Annotated in this window: 16 protein-coding genes; 5 read left to right on the top strand and 11 right to left on the bottom strand. The window is 44.1% G+C overall.

What is annotated here, in order from left to right:
• The first annotated feature begins 115 nt into the window (after positions 1–115).
• On the top strand, positions 116–787 hold the full coding sequence (locus tag MHB56_RS26650) for a tetratricopeptide repeat protein (protein WP_076218208.1): 672 nt from the start codon (positions 116–118) through the stop codon (positions 785–787).
• An 81-nt stretch (positions 788–868) separates the two neighbouring features.
• Here MHB56_RS26650 and MHB56_RS26645 read toward each other — a convergent pair whose 3' ends face one another.
• From MHB56_RS26645 to rpiA, 5 genes are all read right to left on the bottom strand, one after another.
• A complete protein-coding gene (locus MHB56_RS26645; RefSeq protein ID WP_280752791.1) occupies positions 869–4,030 on the bottom strand; it encodes an MMPL family transporter in 3,162 nt (1,053 codons plus the stop codon).
• Entirely contained in the window at positions 4,027–4,482 is a 456-nt protein-coding gene (locus MHB56_RS26640; RefSeq protein ID WP_038570382.1) for a MarR family winged helix-turn-helix transcriptional regulator, read from the bottom strand. The genes MHB56_RS26645 and MHB56_RS26640 overlap by 4 nt, the downstream gene beginning before the upstream one ends.
• 171 nt (positions 4,483–4,653) lie before the next feature.
• Positions 4,654–5,094 carry a GNAT family N-acetyltransferase gene (locus tag MHB56_RS26635; RefSeq protein ID WP_076125920.1) on the bottom strand — a complete coding sequence of 147 codons (441 nt, stop codon included), beginning with the start codon at positions 5,092–5,094 and terminating at the stop codon, positions 4,654–4,656.
• 3 nt (positions 5,095–5,097) lie between these two features.
• Positions 5,098–5,523 carry a VanZ family protein gene (locus MHB56_RS26630; RefSeq protein WP_139329837.1) on the bottom strand — a complete coding sequence of 142 codons (426 nt, stop codon included), beginning with the start codon at positions 5,521–5,523 and terminating at the stop codon, positions 5,098–5,100.
• Between the two features lie 47 nt (positions 5,524–5,570).
• On the bottom strand, positions 5,571–6,251 hold the full coding sequence (gene rpiA, locus MHB56_RS26625) for a ribose-5-phosphate isomerase RpiA (RefSeq protein ID WP_139329845.1): 681 nt from the start codon (positions 6,249–6,251) through the stop codon (positions 5,571–5,573).
• An 81-nt stretch (positions 6,252–6,332) separates the two neighbouring features.
• On the opposite strand from rpiA, the gene MHB56_RS26620 reads away from it, so the two are divergent.
• A complete protein-coding gene (locus MHB56_RS26620) occupies positions 6,333–6,530 on the top strand; it encodes a hypothetical protein (protein WP_076189897.1) in 198 nt (65 codons plus the stop codon).
• Between the two features lie 152 nt (positions 6,531–6,682).
• Here the strand turns inward: MHB56_RS26620 and MHB56_RS26615 are convergent, their stop codons facing one another.
• Positions 6,683–7,138 carry a hypothetical protein gene (locus MHB56_RS26615; RefSeq protein WP_076304174.1) on the bottom strand — a complete coding sequence of 152 codons (456 nt, stop codon included), beginning with the start codon at positions 7,136–7,138 and terminating at the stop codon, positions 6,683–6,685.
• A 231-nt stretch (positions 7,139–7,369) separates the two neighbouring features.
• On the opposite strand from MHB56_RS26615, the gene fsa reads away from it, so the two are divergent.
• Positions 7,370–8,017 carry a fructose-6-phosphate aldolase gene (fsa, locus tag MHB56_RS26610; protein ID WP_036686257.1) on the top strand — a complete coding sequence of 216 codons (648 nt, stop codon included), beginning with the start codon at positions 7,370–7,372 and terminating at the stop codon, positions 8,015–8,017.
• Positions 8,018–8,073: 56 nt separating this feature from the next.
• Here fsa and MHB56_RS26605 read toward each other — a convergent pair whose 3' ends face one another.
• From MHB56_RS26605 to MHB56_RS26595, 3 genes are all read right to left on the bottom strand, one after another.
• Positions 8,074–9,387, bottom strand: a complete 1,314-nt coding sequence (locus MHB56_RS26605; protein WP_081383235.1) for an MFS transporter — start codon at positions 9,385–9,387, stop codon at positions 8,074–8,076.
• 132 nt (positions 9,388–9,519) lie between these two features.
• The gene (helD, locus tag MHB56_RS26600; RefSeq protein WP_248548100.1) at positions 9,520–11,871 is read right to left on the bottom strand and encodes an RNA polymerase recycling motor HelD; all 2,352 of its coding nucleotides are present in this window, start codon (positions 11,869–11,871) and stop codon (positions 9,520–9,522) included.
• Positions 11,872–12,090: 219 nt separating this feature from the next.
• Positions 12,091–13,134 (bottom strand): FUSC family protein, encoded by a 1,044-nt coding sequence (locus MHB56_RS26595; protein ID WP_076125912.1) that lies wholly within the window; start codon positions 13,132–13,134, stop codon positions 12,091–12,093.
• Positions 13,135–13,318: 184 nt separating this feature from the next.
• Here MHB56_RS26595 and MHB56_RS26590 point away from each other — a divergent pair, with 184 nt between their 5' ends.
• Positions 13,319–13,822: a hypothetical protein gene (locus MHB56_RS26590; protein WP_341144201.1), complete on the top strand. Its 504-nt coding sequence runs from the start codon at positions 13,319–13,321 to the stop codon at positions 13,820–13,822.
• Between the two features lie 68 nt (positions 13,823–13,890).
• Here the strand turns inward: MHB56_RS26590 and MHB56_RS26585 are convergent, their stop codons facing one another.
• Positions 13,891–14,532, bottom strand: a complete 642-nt coding sequence (locus tag MHB56_RS26585; protein ID WP_341144200.1) for a phosphatase PAP2 family protein — start codon at positions 14,530–14,532, stop codon at positions 13,891–13,893.
• 111 nt (positions 14,533–14,643) lie between these two features.
• Here MHB56_RS26585 and hfq point away from each other — a divergent pair, with 111 nt between their 5' ends.
• Positions 14,644–14,865 carry an RNA chaperone Hfq gene (gene hfq, locus MHB56_RS26580; RefSeq protein ID WP_036686247.1) on the top strand — a complete coding sequence of 74 codons (222 nt, stop codon included), beginning with the start codon at positions 14,644–14,646 and terminating at the stop codon, positions 14,863–14,865.
• 136 nt (positions 14,866–15,001) lie between these two features.
• Here hfq and MHB56_RS26575 read toward each other — a convergent pair whose 3' ends face one another.
• A complete protein-coding gene (locus MHB56_RS26575; RefSeq protein ID WP_076125907.1) occupies positions 15,002–16,108 on the bottom strand; it encodes a lactonase family protein in 1,107 nt (368 codons plus the stop codon).
• Between the last annotated feature and the right edge of the window lie 34 nt (positions 16,109–16,142).

Genomic DNA, 16,142 nt, shown 5'->3' with positions numbered 1-16,142 from the left:
AGTTTATCTTAAATCCCGGGATTCAGATTGGTTTGAATTATGATATAATTACGCTGCCTTAGATCTGCTCTTATTCAACCGCAATACCGGAACCAAATGATCATGGAGGGAAATCATGCTTAAATTTATAGGTATTATGATGCTTTTCAGATTAGTGGGCAACCCTTTTCTGGCTTTATTCATCCTGCTTGTTATCTTGTATTTCTTAGATCGGCGATACGTGGGAATCTTCCCTAGTATAACAAAGCCCTTCAAACGGGTGCGGCAAATCTCCAAGCTGCGCACAACAGTATCTTTGAATCCAAATGATGTTTCTGCAAAATTTGATTTAGCCCGGAATCTGTCAGAACGTAAAAAATACAAGGAAGCCAAGGATATCCTGCTGCAGATCGAAGACCGTTACGAACAATCTGCAGAATATTGGGTGGAGCTGGGTCATGTGAATCTTAAGCTGGGCGCTTTGGAAGAAGGCGAAGATCAGATGCTTCGAGGTCTAGAAATCAACCGAAAAGCCCAATATGGTCAGCCATATCTTCGGTTAGCGGAAACCTTTCGCCATACAAATCACGATAAAGCGTTGCATTACGTTACTCAATTTCAAGAGATTCAATCTTCCTCTAGTGAAGCCTATTATTTAGCCGGCTCCATGTACAAAGCACTGGGCAGAACTGAGGATGCTAAACGTGCTTTCGACGAATCCACCGCCATTTACCGTTCGCTACCCAAATATAAAAAACGGCAAGAACGCGGCTGGGCGTTACGTAGCTTTTTTGCCAAAATGAAATAAACTTTGTACTTATATTTTCACAAAAAAACCTCTAGCCGCCTATTTAGGCAAACACTAGAGGTTTTTTGCTGTGTAGAGTGATTACATGTTTACATCTTGTTTAGTGGGTTCTCCACTTTGTTTGACCGCAAATGGCCACCAGTTCCCACGGCCGAAGATCCGCACCATAACAGGAACAAAAAACGGCAAGAAGATTAGTGCATACAAGGCCAACCCTACAAGCACCACTGTTGCAATCTGCATCATCGACAATACCCCTGAAGGGTACATCGATGCGAAGGTGCCGCCCAAAATAACTACCGCCGAAAGAATGACTGTTCCCATATTGCGCATAGCATGCAGGATCGCTTCCCGTACATCCCATGTTTTATATTCGTTAAAGCGGGCCATTAAGAAAATACTATAATCTACACCAAGTGCAATCAGCATAACAAAGCTGAAGAATGGCGTTGTCCAGGTAATCCCTTCAAAGTGCAGAAGGTGAACGAATATAGCCTCTGTAACACCCAATGCTGAAAAATAAGTAATCAAAAGAGAAATAATAAGGTAAATCGGCATTACGATTGAACGAAGCAGCAACACCAAGATAATGAAGATCCCACCCAGCATCAAAATTACTGTACGTGTGTAGTCTTCGTTGGAAATATTACGTAAATCGTTCTGGCTGCTTGTAACCCCGCTGATTGCAGACTCTGCATTTTCCAGCTTCGTTCCTTTCACTGCACGATCTACTGCTGCTTGAATATCATCAACACTGTCAATAGCTTCTGAACTATATGGATTCTCAGTGAATACTACATCCAGCGTCATTACCTTACGGTCGTCAGACAAGTAGGTATTAAATACCTGCTCTATACCTTCAGCTTCAAGAGCCTCAGCCGGTACAAAGAATCCGCTCAGCTCATCATCCTTAGCCGCTTGAATCTGATTCAAATAATCTTGTGCAGAGCCCAGCCCACTGGTAATTTGTTTCAAGCCGTTTGCACTGTCGCTTAAACCAGTAGTTAAGGCTCCTATCTGCCCAGTTAATTGACCAAAACCATCCGCAAGCTGCTGCTGTCCGCCTTGCAATTGATCTAGTCCACTAGTAATGGATGGAATTTTATCTACGATCTGTCCTTGGCCTGCTGCGGCCTGCTCCAGCCCATATTGCAGCTGACCGATGCCCGCAACAAGCTTAGCTAAACCTTGTGCGAGTGCGGTTTGCCCTGCCGAAGCTTTGGCATAGCCAGCATTCGCCTCATTTAAGCCAGCTGCTGCTCCTTTAAGCTGCTCTGAGATCTGCCCGAGACCCGCTGCCAGCTGTGCTGCCCCAGTACCACTCTGCGTTACGGTGCCTTTAATGGTCAGGTAATTAACATCCTGCAGAATTTCCGGATAACTGCTCTCAAGACCATTAAAAGAACCATCCAGTCCCTTCAACGCTTCTGCCACACCTTGCAGCTGCTGCGGAAGCTGCCCAAGCCCTTGATTCAGCGCAGTTAAACCGCTGCCGATTTTTTTATATCCCTCCAGCAGCTTCGTATTGGCATCCGCAAGCTGCTTGGCACTAGCAGCTGCCTGTTGAAGTCCTGCTTTGATTTCTCCTGCACCAGCTGAGCCGCTTTTTATTCCGCTCTCAATACGTGCCAGCCCATCGCCTAACGCGACGATCCCATCTTTCAGTTCTGCTGTGCCTTCCGTCAGCTTAGCGCTGCCTTGAGCAGCCTCTGTAAGCTTAGGTGCATTTTCACTCAGCTGTTTACTAGCTTCAGACAATCCCGTTTGAATCTTGGTCAATCCCTCACTGGTCTGATCCAGACCGTCAGATAAAGTCCCCACCTGATTCGGGATTAAGAAATCACTGATCAGCTCTCCCGTTGGACGAGACATGCTGCGCACCGATTTTACGCTGTCCACTTTTTCCAGCTCGCGGCTGATTTTTTCTGCAAGTCCAAGATATTCTGAAGTATCCATCCGATCATCATTTTTGATTACGATCTTGCCAGGCATGGATTCACCCGGCCCGAAGCTATCCGAAATGATGTTAAATCCTTTTACCGAGGCATATTCTGAGCCAATTTCCTCCAAGCTGTTGAAGGACAGCTTTCCGCTATAGGTAACAAGGAACGGAGCTACGATTACTGCAACAATTAGCAGCGCGGCCCATGGTCTTTTTAAGGAAAAAGAACCTGCTGCTCCCCAAATACGGCTCTCACTGTGCTCCAGCTTGCCGCGTGAAGGCCAGAAGAGCTTTTTGCCAAGTACCGCCATGAAGAATGGAACTATGGTTACAAGCGCCAGCAGCATAACCGCAATCCCCACGGCAACGGCTACCGCCGAGCGATACAGAATGAATTTGGATAATCCAATCGCTACAAAACCTACGAATACCGCAAGTCCGGAATAGAACACCGTCCCACCAGCCTTACGATAGGTTGCAATAATAGCACTTTTGGTATCTTCTGCTGTCATCATTTCTTCTTTAAAACGACTGATTAACAGGATACAATAATCCGTACCAATCCCGAACATGACCGCAACCATAAAGATTTGAGTAAATGTAGATAATGGAAAATCATAACGGTCCACTAAAAAAGCCACAACGGACTGAGAAACAATATAGCTGAGTCCTACCGTCAGTAGCGGAACAAACGGTGCCACGAACGAACGGAATACCACGAACAGGATAAGTAAAATAAAGACTACCGTAATATATTCCGATTTCTTAAGCCCGGCTTCCGAGCTAGCAATCATATCCTCAGTAATCAAACCCTCACTGGTTAAATAATGATCCGCCTTAACATCTGTGAGTAATTCATCCACTTTATCAGGAAGTGCGGTGACAGACTCTCCTCCGCCTTTGATAGACAACGCCACCATTATCGTCTTGCCATCCTTGGCAATCAACGTTTCCTTAAGCTCACTTTGTGAAAAAGGATCGGTGATGGAATCGATCTGCAGCGTCTCCTTATTCGCAGCCAACTTCTCAACACCCTGCTGGATACTAGCTGTTTCATCGGCTCCGATTCCCTCTGGATTATTGAATACAAGAGCTACCTGATGCAGTGTCTCTCCGCCCTTGTCATTCGCCGCTTCCTTTAAGATCTCTGCTGCTCTAGATGAGGAATAGCCATCAGGTACAGTAACCTGCCCCTTCTCACGTACAAGATCAGAGAACGATGGGGCCGTCATGACCAAAACTACGGCCACAGCGAGCCAGATTGCGATAACCGCCCATCTTGCTTTTAGAATCGTCTTCATGGATTCTTCCCTCCATCATCATTCTGAATTAAATTCGCCAGCTTCTCGAACATCATGACGAACATTTCAATATCCTTCTCTTCAAAATGAAACAAATACGGGGAAATCACTTCATGTACCTGCGTCTCCGCTGCTTCAAAAACTTTTTTTCCGTGCTCAGACATCGACAAATACACCTGGCGGCGATCATTCTCGTCACGAGTTCGCTCGATTATACCCGCTTGCACCAATCTGTTAATGATTGCAGTAATGGAGCTTTTACCCACGCAAAAAGATTCAGCAAGATATGTAGACGTACATTGTTCCTGAGCATTAATCAACCGAAGAATTTGATACTGATCATTCGTTGTCTCCGCAGCAATACTATCTTTAATTCTTGCTGCTACTTGTCTTGTCACAATCAAATAAGCATCCATGTAGCGATTGATCCAATGTTGCACTTCGTTATCCAAAGCTTCCTACCTCCAAAATATAGTTCAACTATCGAACAGTTTCATTGTCAAACTATAATACCTGCTTTTATAAAAGTCAATTGGCTTTTTTTCGGGCATTTAAAGGCAAAACGCAAAAAAAACAGGCCAAGATTCCTCTCGACCTGCCATTTTATGACCTTCAAAGACTTTTTAGTCCTCATCCTCGGTCTCTTCAACTTCGTATACACATCTTAACATTTCAATTCCGGCTTCATTCTCTCCTAAGCTGTACACCATGAACCCTAGACTGCGATAAAAATCTGCGGCGATTTCATCCTCAGTCTCAGCTACCAGATAACGCGGCTGACGAGTAGCGAGCAGCTCCAGAATCATTCCCCGTGCATAACCTTTCCCTCTATTCTCTGGCAAGACGGCAATATGCCGAATGTCCAAAGAACCGTCTTCGGTTTCTTCGAAACCTACAAGACCAAGCAGGAGTTCTTCTTCTTCCCAGCCATATAACTGCAGCCCGGCTTGTTCGCTGTACTCAGACGATGTCTGCTCCAACGCGTTGGGGTCATCAATGACCGCATACGTCAACAGCTCGTTCACCTCAGGCGAACCAATAAGGGATTTAAGATCTACCAACATTGTTCACATTCCTCCTTCTCTGTTGCTTCTGTACCCGATTCGAAACATACAGTAACCTGTCCATATCCCTAACATGTTTAACAATAGATCATCAATATCAAAGCTTCCGACATGCAGCAGCATTTGCAGAGACTCCAAAAGCAGGATGCAAGGAACAGCATATAAAGAGATTCTTTTCCAAGAAATTGGCCGTGTCTTTGCAAGAGGAATTAGTATACCAAATGGAATAAACACAACAACATTTCCAAGCAGATTCACAAACCGGCTGATCAGCGATAACCCGTTATTCATGTCGAAATAAAGTGACACCGTACGTAATGGAATCAAATTGTACTGAAGCGGGCCACCTGTATGGATCTCACGCCCAAAACCGATGAACATCCAATAGATAACAGTAGCACTATACAGAGTCAGCCCTATCCGTGTCAATGCTCTCAGCTTCCGTAAACTGCTAGATTCTCCAGATCTACGAATGATCAATTGCCCGGCTTAGCTTCTATAATTTCAATACTTCCATCTTTTTTACCCACAATAGCCATTGCTGCAATTCCAATAAATAAGCCGTGTTCCACAACTCCCGGAATACTTTGGATGGTCAGTGCCAGCTTCGGTGCGGACTCAATGACTTCGAACCGGCAGTCTGCGATGTAATTGCCGTTATCTGTCTTGTACAGCTCTTCTCCGCTACGACGCAATTCAGGATTGCAACCCAGCTTGGCAAGTTTAGCCACAGTCCATTCCCATGCAAAAGGAACAATTTCCACAGGCAGCGGGAATTTGCCAAGTGTGTTTACCACTTTACTCTCATCAGCAATAACGATCATACGAGTACTGTTACTCGCAACAATCTTCTCCCGAAGCAGCGCGCCACCGCCACCTTTAATAAGCTGTAGACTACTATCCAGCTCGTCCGCTCCGTCAATGGTCAGGTCCAGACTATCAATATCTCCAAAAGCTACGATTGGAATCCCAAGTTCACGCGCCTGTTCTTCGGAAGCACGGGAGGTTGCTACAGCGGTAATCTTTAGACCTTCACTGACGCGCTCACCAAGCTTGTTGATCGCCCAATAGGCAGTAGATCCAGTACCAAGGCCGATCTTCATGCCATCTTTTACAAATTCCACTGCTTTTTCCGCGGCTAATTGTTTAACATTGATACTCATTTTATTACCCCCATGTTATCCGTTATAATGATCTATGATGATGTTGAAATCACCTATTGTTCAGGAGGATTCCGGATGAGAACCGAAAACCAAATTCAATCTAAAATCAACGAATTGACACTGCAGCGCAGATCTCTGGAATCAAGATTAGCTTCATTAACAGAGAAAAGCCCACAGCAAGATAACCTACAAACTCAGCTCACTAGAGTTGAAGATATGATCATGATGCTGGAATGGGTGCTTAATGCACCCGTAGGGAGATATCATGCCTAAGTGCTGACTGGCATCCATTATTTTACCAATCAATGTGCCGGTAGCTGTGTTTAACATAAAACGCGATTGCTTCCGGCTGTTTGATTTTTTTTTATATCCAAATTTGTATTATGCTTTGCGCAGAGCAAAAAATCAATATCTTTCACCCTACTCTATGTATATTGTAAATTCACTGCATCCTCTAGATTGAGAATCATCTCTTTTTCTGTGTGATTAGCCGTCCTGTGTAAGTAGGCTTTATGCTCAGAATACGCATTCAAAGGCATTGGCCTACTAATCTTCTCAAGCATATTACGCTCGACATCAGCCAGTAAGTAATCCCCTTTTCCCGCTGCAACTCTGCACAAAATAATCAAAGCTACAGGCTTGTTCACAACAACCGCTCCATTCGACCGCGCAAATACAGTGTATTGAAATAACGGAATGGCCTCAGGTTCTTCAACACCAGCTGCACTAGATTGGTCAAAGATAGAATACATAAGGGAAGGATCACCTGATGAAGTACCGAGTTTCTTCTGATTAGACACCAACTTGCTGTTTTGGTAGGTAAGGAATCCCGCTGCTGCCAGCACAAGCACAAGTAAAATAACCAATATCGCATACATCATCCCATCCCCACCTCCCACTCCAAAATAACAATTCCGGTTATATATTATCATGGAGGGAGGCCTAAGCCAATCTTATATTATCTGAAATTCAGCGCATACAGGTAATACTGATTCTATAAAGTTATTTTGAAATATTCAAAATAACAGTTGAAACTTTGATTTGCATGTCTCATAATGTAAATATGAATGTTGCTTGTCAATCCATATGGAAATCAAGGGAGGAAATTTAAAATGAAGTTTTTCTTGGATACCGGAAACATTGAAGAAATCAAACGTATTACTCGCCTAGGACTAGTGGATGGCGTAACGACTAACCCTTCGCTGATCGCTAAAGAAGGAAGATTGTTCAAGGATGTTATCAAAGAAATCGTTGCAATCGTTCCAGGACCTGTAAGCGCAGAAGTAATCGGACTTACAGCAGAAGAAATGCTTAAAGAAGCATACGAAATTGCTGAATGGGCTCCAAACGTTGTAATTAAACTCCCTATGACTGAAGATGGCTTGGAAGCTTGTTATGAGCTTACTAAAAAAGGCATCAAAACTAACGTTACACTAGTATTTTCCGCGGCTCAAGGTTTGATGGCTGCTAAAGCAGGCGCAACTTATATCTCTCCTTTCGTTGGTCGTCTGGATGATATCGGTGTTGACGGAATGAAGCTGATCAAGGATCTGAAGACTATCCTGACTAACTACAATTTAAAATCCGAGATCATTGCAGCAAGTATCCGCAACATTGCTCATGTTGAGCAAGCAGCTATTGCTGGTGCACACATCGCTACAATCCCAGGTTCACTTCTGCCAACCCTCTGGAAGCACCCGCTGACAGATAACGGTATTGAACGTTTCTTAAAGGATTGGGAATCTGTTCCACAAGCCTAAGAATATCTTTTATTCTTTTATCTAGAGGGCTATCCCACAAGCTGCGGCAACGCAGCTTAGGGATAGCCCTTTTTTCCATCCAGAGACATTGAGGAGGTTTGGCGAATACGTTTCGGCCAGATTGGAGGAATTACCTTCTCTGTGTCTTTAACGCCTGGCTCCCCCTTTTCCCCCTTACTCGGAGTTACTGCAAACAAGGTCAGCAATCCACCAATTGCCCCTACTGTAGCCATCAACGCAAACAAGACCCAATGCCCGCTGCTTAGCAGCAACGATACCACCGGTGGCCCCAACGCTACCCCTATAAACCTCATACTACTATAAAGAGCGGTGATTGTGCCGCTGTTCTCCTTCTCAATCCCCTCCGTGATTAAAGCATCCATACAGGGAAGTACAATTCCGATTCCAACACAGCCTAAACCCATAAACCCTACTAAAAAATAAATGCCTTTGTTGAATCCCGCACAAATCATCGCCGCAGTCAGTAACACCATGCCCCCAAAACCCAGCCATTTCATTAGCGTTTTATTCTGACCAATGATCTTTCCTGTTCCATAGGAGGACAGACATAAGAGGGCAAGCGGTATCGCCAACACAAACCCCTTCGTCGCCCCGTGCATTTTATATTTAGTTTCCAGCATTTCTGATAAATAGAATTGGACACCAAAGGTCACAAACATACAGATGCCGCCTATGGCAAAAATAGCATACAACCAACGTCCCTTTTTGCGTAAAACGCTCACAATTCCAGATAAAAACGCTCGAAGTTCCTGTTTCTCAGGTTCATCCTTTGCTTCGGGCTTTCGGACCAGAAATAAGACTAACAAAAATGAAATTAGACATAAAATGGGAATTGCAATAAAAGGAGCAAACCAGAGCCATATCCCAAGATAGGCACCAAGAATTGGACTGAGTACTTTACCAAACGTATTGGAGGTCTCAATGATTCCCAGACTTTTGCTCACATCTTCTTCTTCCTTGAACAAATCGCCTACAAAGGGGATTACAATTGGAAAAGCACCCGCTGCACCAATTCCTTGCAACAGACGCCCTGCTAAGATCACCCAATAAGCGCTAACCCCCTTCATAAACCAAGCAGCCACCACGCAGACAGCACCACCAATTGCAGCAATGATTAAACTCGGAAGAATAACCTTCTTTCGCCCAAAACGGTCTGACAGATAACCTGCAATAGGGATCATTACAATTGCCATCAATCCATACACGGTAATCAGCATACTGACTTGAAAAGCACTAATGCCGAGTTCTTTGGAGATCTGCGGCAGAATAGGCAGCAGCATGGAGTTACCGAGGGTCATTATTAGTGGGATTGATGCTAAGGCAAGCAGATCCCATTTTCTTTCCTTCATGAACTGACCACCTTTGTCATTGTGTACAACATTCTTTATTGTGGTTTGTTCGCCCTTCTTTATTCATGAAAACAAAAAGACCGTCCCTCCGCTGCTGCGGAAAGGACGATCTTAAAATGAAGAAATCTATGCTTACAGCGACCCGGCGCTTAAAGATGCCACATTAGCGGACGGTATAAAATGGCTAGGTTCACCCAGACTAAAAATGTGCAGCAAGTGCATAGCCCGAGTGCACGCCGTATAAAACAATTTGCGTTCACTTTCTCTGCCATATTGTTCAGCCGAGCCATCATAGATGACGACCGCATCAAACTCCACGCCTTTGGCTAAATAAGCAGGCAGAACCAGTGTCCCCTTCTGAAAATTCGGTGTTTCCTTTGTAACAAGTCTCACCGGCAGGCTACGATTCAGTTCAGCATGAACCCTTGCGCTTTCCTCCGCTGTTTTGCAGATGACCGCCACATAATGATATCCCTCAGAATGCAGCTTGCGGATATCCTGTTCCACAGCATTCAGAAGCTCCTTCTCGCTGGATACCACACTTATCTGGGGTTCTTCTCCCCGCCGATTAAAAGGTACGATTCGTTCTCCTCCAGGGATCATTGACCGCGTAAACTCCACGATCTCATACGTTGAACGGTAGCTTTGGGTTAACGAGATCACTTCTGTGTTCTCTTCACCATATATACTTACGAGACTAGACAAATCCCCCAGTACCTCACCTTGCGCATAAATGGCCTGGTTCAGGTCCCCTAATACGGTCATTTTTGCTCTTGGAAATAAACGCCGCATGAACTCTAATTGGAATGGAGAATAGTCTTGTACCTCATCTACAATCACATGACGGATCAGTGTGTTGGTCCGGAAGCCTTGGCTTAACTCCTTCAGATAAAGGAATGGCGTAGCATCCTCATAAGCAAGCTCGTTCACTCCAATGGATTCCAATGTCTGCTCACAGATATCATCCCACACCTCTGGTAAAGGATAATCTCCATTGAGGCGCACCATAAGCTCGCGATCTGTAAATAACGTGCTGTACAAGCCCTTAACGTCCACAAAACGACCCCGTTTAGTCCAACCCCGCAGGGGTTTGAGCCGCTGGCTGACTACATAACGAGATAACACTTCTTTTTCCGTATCAAAATCGTCAAAGCTATCCTGCGAAGCTTTCTTCTTCCGGCGCAACATCTGATATGCACGGTGATAATCGCTGGAATCCAGCAGCTCGATCTGATCTTCGACCCACTTCGCATTTCTTTCCTCATGAGTAAAATCTGCAATTTTCTTAAGCAGCCAGCGGATCATCAAATCCACACGATTTGCAAGCTTTATGGCAGGATCGTACGCATAGAACTGGCGTTCCATTTCTTCTTTACTGACCACTGCTTTCCCTTGAAACATTAAAGGCTTAAAAAGCATGCCCTCCTGTTCCAACAACATAGCATACCGCCGAATCACATCAAGGAAAGGGACAGACGATTTATAGGCAATGCCTTCTCTGCGTATAGCAACCTCAGGACCCTCAGGAGCATTAAGTAAACTTTCGGTCTGACTAAAGACATCTTCCAGCAGGAATTCATGTCCAAGACGATGTTCTAAATACATTTGAAACGTTGTTTGCTGCATATTTTCTTCGCCTAGCTCCGGGAGCACTGTAGATACATAGCTGTTAAACAGCGGATTCGGTGAGAACAGCAGCATTTGATCTGCTGATAATACTTCACGGTATTTATATAGAAGATAAGCTACCCGCTGCAATGCAGCAGAGGTTTTTCCGCTTCCCGCTGCTCCTTGCACAACTAGCATCCGGCTTTTGTCGTTGCGGATTATCGCATTTTGCTCTTTTTGAATTGTAGCAACAATACTTTTCATTCGATCGTCAGCGCTATGACTTAGCACCTGCTGCAGCAGCTCATCCCCGATCGTAACCCCAGTGTCAAACATAACTTCAATTACACCGTCAGCAATAACAAACTGGCGTTTAAGATTCATTGTTCCGGAGACTAATCCTCCAGGTGTTTCATAAGCTGCAGGACCTGGTGCCCCGTCATAATACAGACTGGAGATCGGCGCACGCCAGTCATAGATCAAAAAGGTGCCATCATCCTCCATCAAGGATCCAATCCCTAGATAAATCTTTTCCAGCCCGCCCGTTGGTTCCTCTGTGAAATCAATGCGGCCAAAGTAAGGAGAGACAACCAGCTTTTTATATTTTTTCAGTGCCTTGCTTGATTGCAAATGATGACGTTCCCGTTCATTGAGGATTTGGGACTGTTGGCGAAGACTTGTTGAGGTTTCTCCCAAATCATCCGGGCTACTGAAGTTTACGGTTACCTCTTCCCAGAAGTCTTTCCGCATATCCACTACATCACTGCGATGAAGTCCAAGCTCCTCTGATAAATTGCGAATATGGGCGGACAAAAGCTTGGTTACTCCGTCAACCCGTTCCTGTTCCTCTTTCCACTGACTTTCATTGTTATCCACTACATTTCATCCCCTTTTGGAAGGTTGACATTCCATTTGCATCATGATATGATAAATTTGCATATTTATGTTTTTAAATGCATACTTATTCGATATCTTATCATTTTAGCAATTTCAGTTTGAGATTTCAAGTATTCTCTTAAATAGATGATCCGGTCCCTGTGGAACCGGATTTTTTGCTGTTACAAAGCTTATATGTTGCTCTTCACAAGGTTATGTTTAGGCTTCATGCACAGATTCTTTATCCTCCGCTATACGATTCATCTGATCGGCCACTTTATCTAAGCGCTCCAATTGATATCCGTAATCATAAATTGCAGCAGCCACAACATATAAACGCAGCTGACCTATTTTCTCTGCATTATACCCCAAAATCGCAGTATTCAGGAATTCATCATTGTCTTCTCCCAAGGGTTCGGATTCATTGGCATTGGGCTTTAATTTGTCTTCAAACTTAAGTAAGATGTGCTGATGATATTTGATTAAATGTTCCAAATGATTATCAAATAGAGCATCTGTATGTTCGGTCCGATCCGCCTGGAAATAATGCCGATCTACGGCCTCGAGAACATCGTAACCTTTTTGCAAAGAAGCTAACAGGTTCTTATACACAACCATTTGTCTAGTCTGGCTATACTTGGCCCGTTTTAACTGCTTCTGCTCCTCCTCAAACAATGCATACTTATCAGCCAACGATTTTATGGATGAATGCAAAGCATTTTTTTCATCACGAAATACACTTTCCTTCATCTCATGAGAAACCGCTGTTCTTAGCAATAAAGAGAGGCTTGAAAAAACATTCTCAATTTGCTTAATGTATTGCTTACGAGGTTTTGGAGGAACGACAATAATATTGATTAGAAATGCAGAAACAATACCTGTCAAAGTTAATAAAAAACGATTAAGTGCGAATTGCCATTCACCCGAAGCCTCCATCACTGTTATTACAGTAACTAACGTAAGACTTATCGTATCCGCCCGGTTGATTTTCATACTGATCATAATGACTAGAATACAGACCAAACCGACTGCTATTGGGCTGTTGGATAACAGCATCCCTCCAAGTAAAGCCAGGACGGCCCCCATTGTACTAGTCGTGAGCTGGTCAAGAAAATAACGCCAAGAGCGATAAATAGAGGGCTGCATAGCGAAAATCGCCGCAATCCCTGCACCCACGGCAGAAGGAAATTGAAGCATTACAGCTAAATACAGGGCTAGCGTAACGGCCAAACCTGTTTTAAATATGCGAGCTCCTAAAGCCAAACCTATCCCTCCTAAAAATTAGCCCACGCTACAATATGAACATCAGCGAACCCTCGTACTTCTAATTACCCCAGCCTGGAGTTGATGAATTTTAAGAACATTTAAGCTCTCACTCATGTTTCTTTCAGCTTTCAGGGAATACTAATTCGAGTAGTGCCTATCACATAACATACGAGGTGAGTGAATGAATAACAATATCAAAAGATTAATGACTTTCACGACCGTTATTTTTCTCAGCCTGTCTCCAGCTCTTGCGCCAATCGGAAGTGCTTCTGCTGAGAAAGTAACCCCCACAGCCACCGCACCTGGTGCCCATCCTTCAGAGAAAGGTCACGGTCACCATCCAGGAAAAGACGGAAAGGTTAGGGCTGGTGGACATTTCATTATTTTTGAAACGGCTAAACTGCTGGAAATGGATCGTACAGAGCTAATCAATAACCTGAAAGCAGGCAAAACGCTCCCGCAGCTTGCTCTTGAGAAAAAAGGCTGGACGGAAGATCAATATATTCAGAAGCTCTGCGAATCGGCAAACCAACGGCTGGATCAAGCCATCACCGAAGGACGTCTGACAAAAGACGAAGCCCAAAAGCTTAAAGCAGGACTTCCTGCGATGCTGAAGCAAAGAATAAGCAAAATGGGGCAATTCCAGGATCGCAAAACATCTGAACAACATGTGACGACTCCTTAAACAATCCTCTTACACATAAAGACGGATATCTTCATGCGTTATGAAAGATATCCGTTTTTGTATCTATCCTACTTCTTACGCGAGCTCTTGTAGATTTGAAATAAACAAATGGACAACATCAGCCAAGCGCCACTAGCCATATATCCCCCAATTACGTCACTCGGGTAATGAACACCCAGATAGATACGGCTCCAGCCAATCCCCACGGTCATGAATACGGCGAACATTATTAATAAGACCCGTTCATGCCTCCGCCGCAGATGACGCCACAGTAAAAAGGCAATAACGCCGTACAAAGAGAATGCTGCCATTGAGTGCCCGCTCGGAAAACTATAACCAATCTCTTCAACAATGCGATGTAAATTCGGACGTTCTCTGTGAAAACATAACTTCATTATTGTATTCAAGAGCTGTGAGCCTAATCCAACCCACAGGAACAAGATTAATTCAAATCGGTGTTTCAGCAAAAAATAGAGCAGTGCCATGGTAACGATAGATAGGCCAATAGCGATCTTAGAGGAACCAATCAGAGATAAACCTTTGGCGAATGAGGTCAACGCCGGTGATTCCGCTGATTGCACCCCATCAATAATATAGTTATCAAAGGTTGATACCTTATTCATACTTACAAGGACAGCTATAACGGCGAAACAAGCAGCAAACCCTAAAAAAAAGCGAAAAGCTCTAGACCAGTTCTGATAATAAAGCATAAATACCTCCATGTCTATTCAGGTGACTGTTGATCTCATTTCCAGTGAGGGACTAACCCATGTTATAATTATTGAGAGAAAAAAATTCACAGAAGATGGAGTGCTGCCAAAGTGGAGAGTTTAAAATTGCAAGAACGATTGTTGAACCAGTTCATTTCCACAAAGGTGCCTGTGACGATTTTTACGACGAATGGTGTGAAAATGCAAGGGCTCGTAACCTCGTACGATGCTTTCACAATCACTTTACAAGGTCAAGGTGATGGCAGGCAAAATGTACTATTCAAATCTGCAGTATCCACTATTGTACCTCTTAAGCCCGTTTCGCTCAAATAGTCTACTCCCTCATTCACCTCATCAACCAGATAATCACAGGCTTTTATTTTCAAAAAAAGGGAACACCGGACTTTATATCCGGTGTTCCCTTTAGCATTTCCCAAGATCACTGATTCACTCTTCAAATGGAGTAACTTTATACAGGAACATTTACGGGCTTCACACATACCGGTTTGGATACTTCAGCTGTATTTCCAGTAAATTCGAGTCGGCCACTTGCCGCTTCTATTGAAAATACAACCAGATTATTCGCATCACGATTTGCCACGATAAGATAAGCTCCATCTGGTGTCAATGCGAAGTGACGTGGATGTCCCCCACGAGTAGATACATATTCCAGATGTGTAAGCTTAGCAGATGCATTATCCACAGCATACACAGCGATATTATCAGCCCCACGGTTTGAAGCGTACAGATATTTTCCGTCCTTGGAAATGGCGATTTCAGCGCAAGTATTCTCTTCGTTAAAATCATCAGGCAGCGTCGGCACTGTATCTACAGTGTGCAGAGTGCCTGCGGCACTGTCATATGTAAACGATGTAATGGTGGAATCCACCTCGTTAATTACATAAGCAGACTTTCCGTCTGGATGAAAAGTGAAGTGGCGTGGTCCCGCTCCTGGATGCAGCACCGTATCACCATGCACTTCTAGTTTGTTGGTTTCTCTATTAATTCTATAGGCCCGAATTAAATCAAGCCCAAGATCAGATACAAACACATACTGCCCGTCCGGACTGAAAATAGCGGAATGTGGATGAGGGCGGTCCTGCCGTTCAGGATGCTGGCCATGACCTGAATGTACGGCCACATCAACTAATTGATCCGCAGCTTTCTCTTCATTTAATTTGATCAAACCAACGCTTCCACCATGATAACTACATACAACAACGTATTCATCATTCAAATCTCTATTGATATGGCAGGTGGTTGTTTGACGGTTGCCAGAAGCAGGCATGGAGGGAATGCGTTTCAGTTCACTCAATTTCCCGTCCTTTGGATCAATGGCAAAGGTAACAACCTCGCCTTCTTTTCCACCCTCACCATTCGGTTTTTCTCCTATAGCATATAGACGTTTTTCAGCGGCATCTACATTAACAAAGGTAGGATTAGTTAAGCCCTGCACCGAATCCAGCAGCTTTAGCGTACCACCTGCAGCTCCATCGAATTCAAACACCTGCACTCCGCTTTCCGCGGCACTTGCATAAGAACCTGTAAACAGCAATAACTTATTCTGCTCATTCATCTCTATATTCCTCCTCAAAAGTATTGCTACTTCA

Source organism: Paenibacillus sp. FSL H8-0315 (assembly GCF_038005365.1).
GTDB classification, from domain to species: Bacteria; Bacillota; Bacilli; order Paenibacillales; family Paenibacillaceae; genus Paenibacillus_AQ; species Paenibacillus_AQ odorifer.
This window is presented reverse-complemented; position numbering and strand designations above follow the sequence as displayed.

Coding starts and splice junctions, on each gene's coding strand:
- MHB56_RS26605 (WP_081383235.1), bottom strand. CDS start 9,387: ATGAAGGAAAGAAAATGGGATCTGCTTGCCTTAGCATCAATCCCACTA.
- MHB56_RS26645 (WP_280752791.1), bottom strand. CDS start 4,030: ATGAAGACGATTCTAAAAGCAAGATGGGCGGTTATCGCAATCTGGCTC.
- fsa (WP_036686257.1), top strand. CDS start 7,370: ATGAAGTTTTTCTTGGATACCGGAAACATTGAAGAAATCAAACGTATT.
- MHB56_RS26650 (WP_076218208.1), top strand. CDS start 116: ATGCTTAAATTTATAGGTATTATGATGCTTTTCAGATTAGTGGGCAAC.
- MHB56_RS26620 (WP_076189897.1), top strand. CDS start 6,333: ATGAGAACCGAAAACCAAATTCAATCTAAAATCAACGAATTGACACTG.
- MHB56_RS26635 (WP_076125920.1), bottom strand. CDS start 5,094: ATGTTGGTAGATCTTAAATCCCTTATTGGTTCGCCTGAGGTGAACGAG.
- MHB56_RS26575 (WP_076125907.1), bottom strand. CDS start 16,108: ATGAATGAGCAGAATAAGTTATTGCTGTTTACAGGTTCTTATGCAAGT.
- MHB56_RS26585 (WP_341144200.1), bottom strand. CDS start 14,532: ATGCTTTATTATCAGAACTGGTCTAGAGCTTTTCGCTTTTTTTTAGGG.
- MHB56_RS26615 (WP_076304174.1), bottom strand. CDS start 7,138: ATGATGTATGCGATATTGGTTATTTTACTTGTGCTTGTGCTGGCAGCA.
- MHB56_RS26590 (WP_341144201.1), top strand. CDS start 13,319: ATGAATAACAATATCAAAAGATTAATGACTTTCACGACCGTTATTTTT.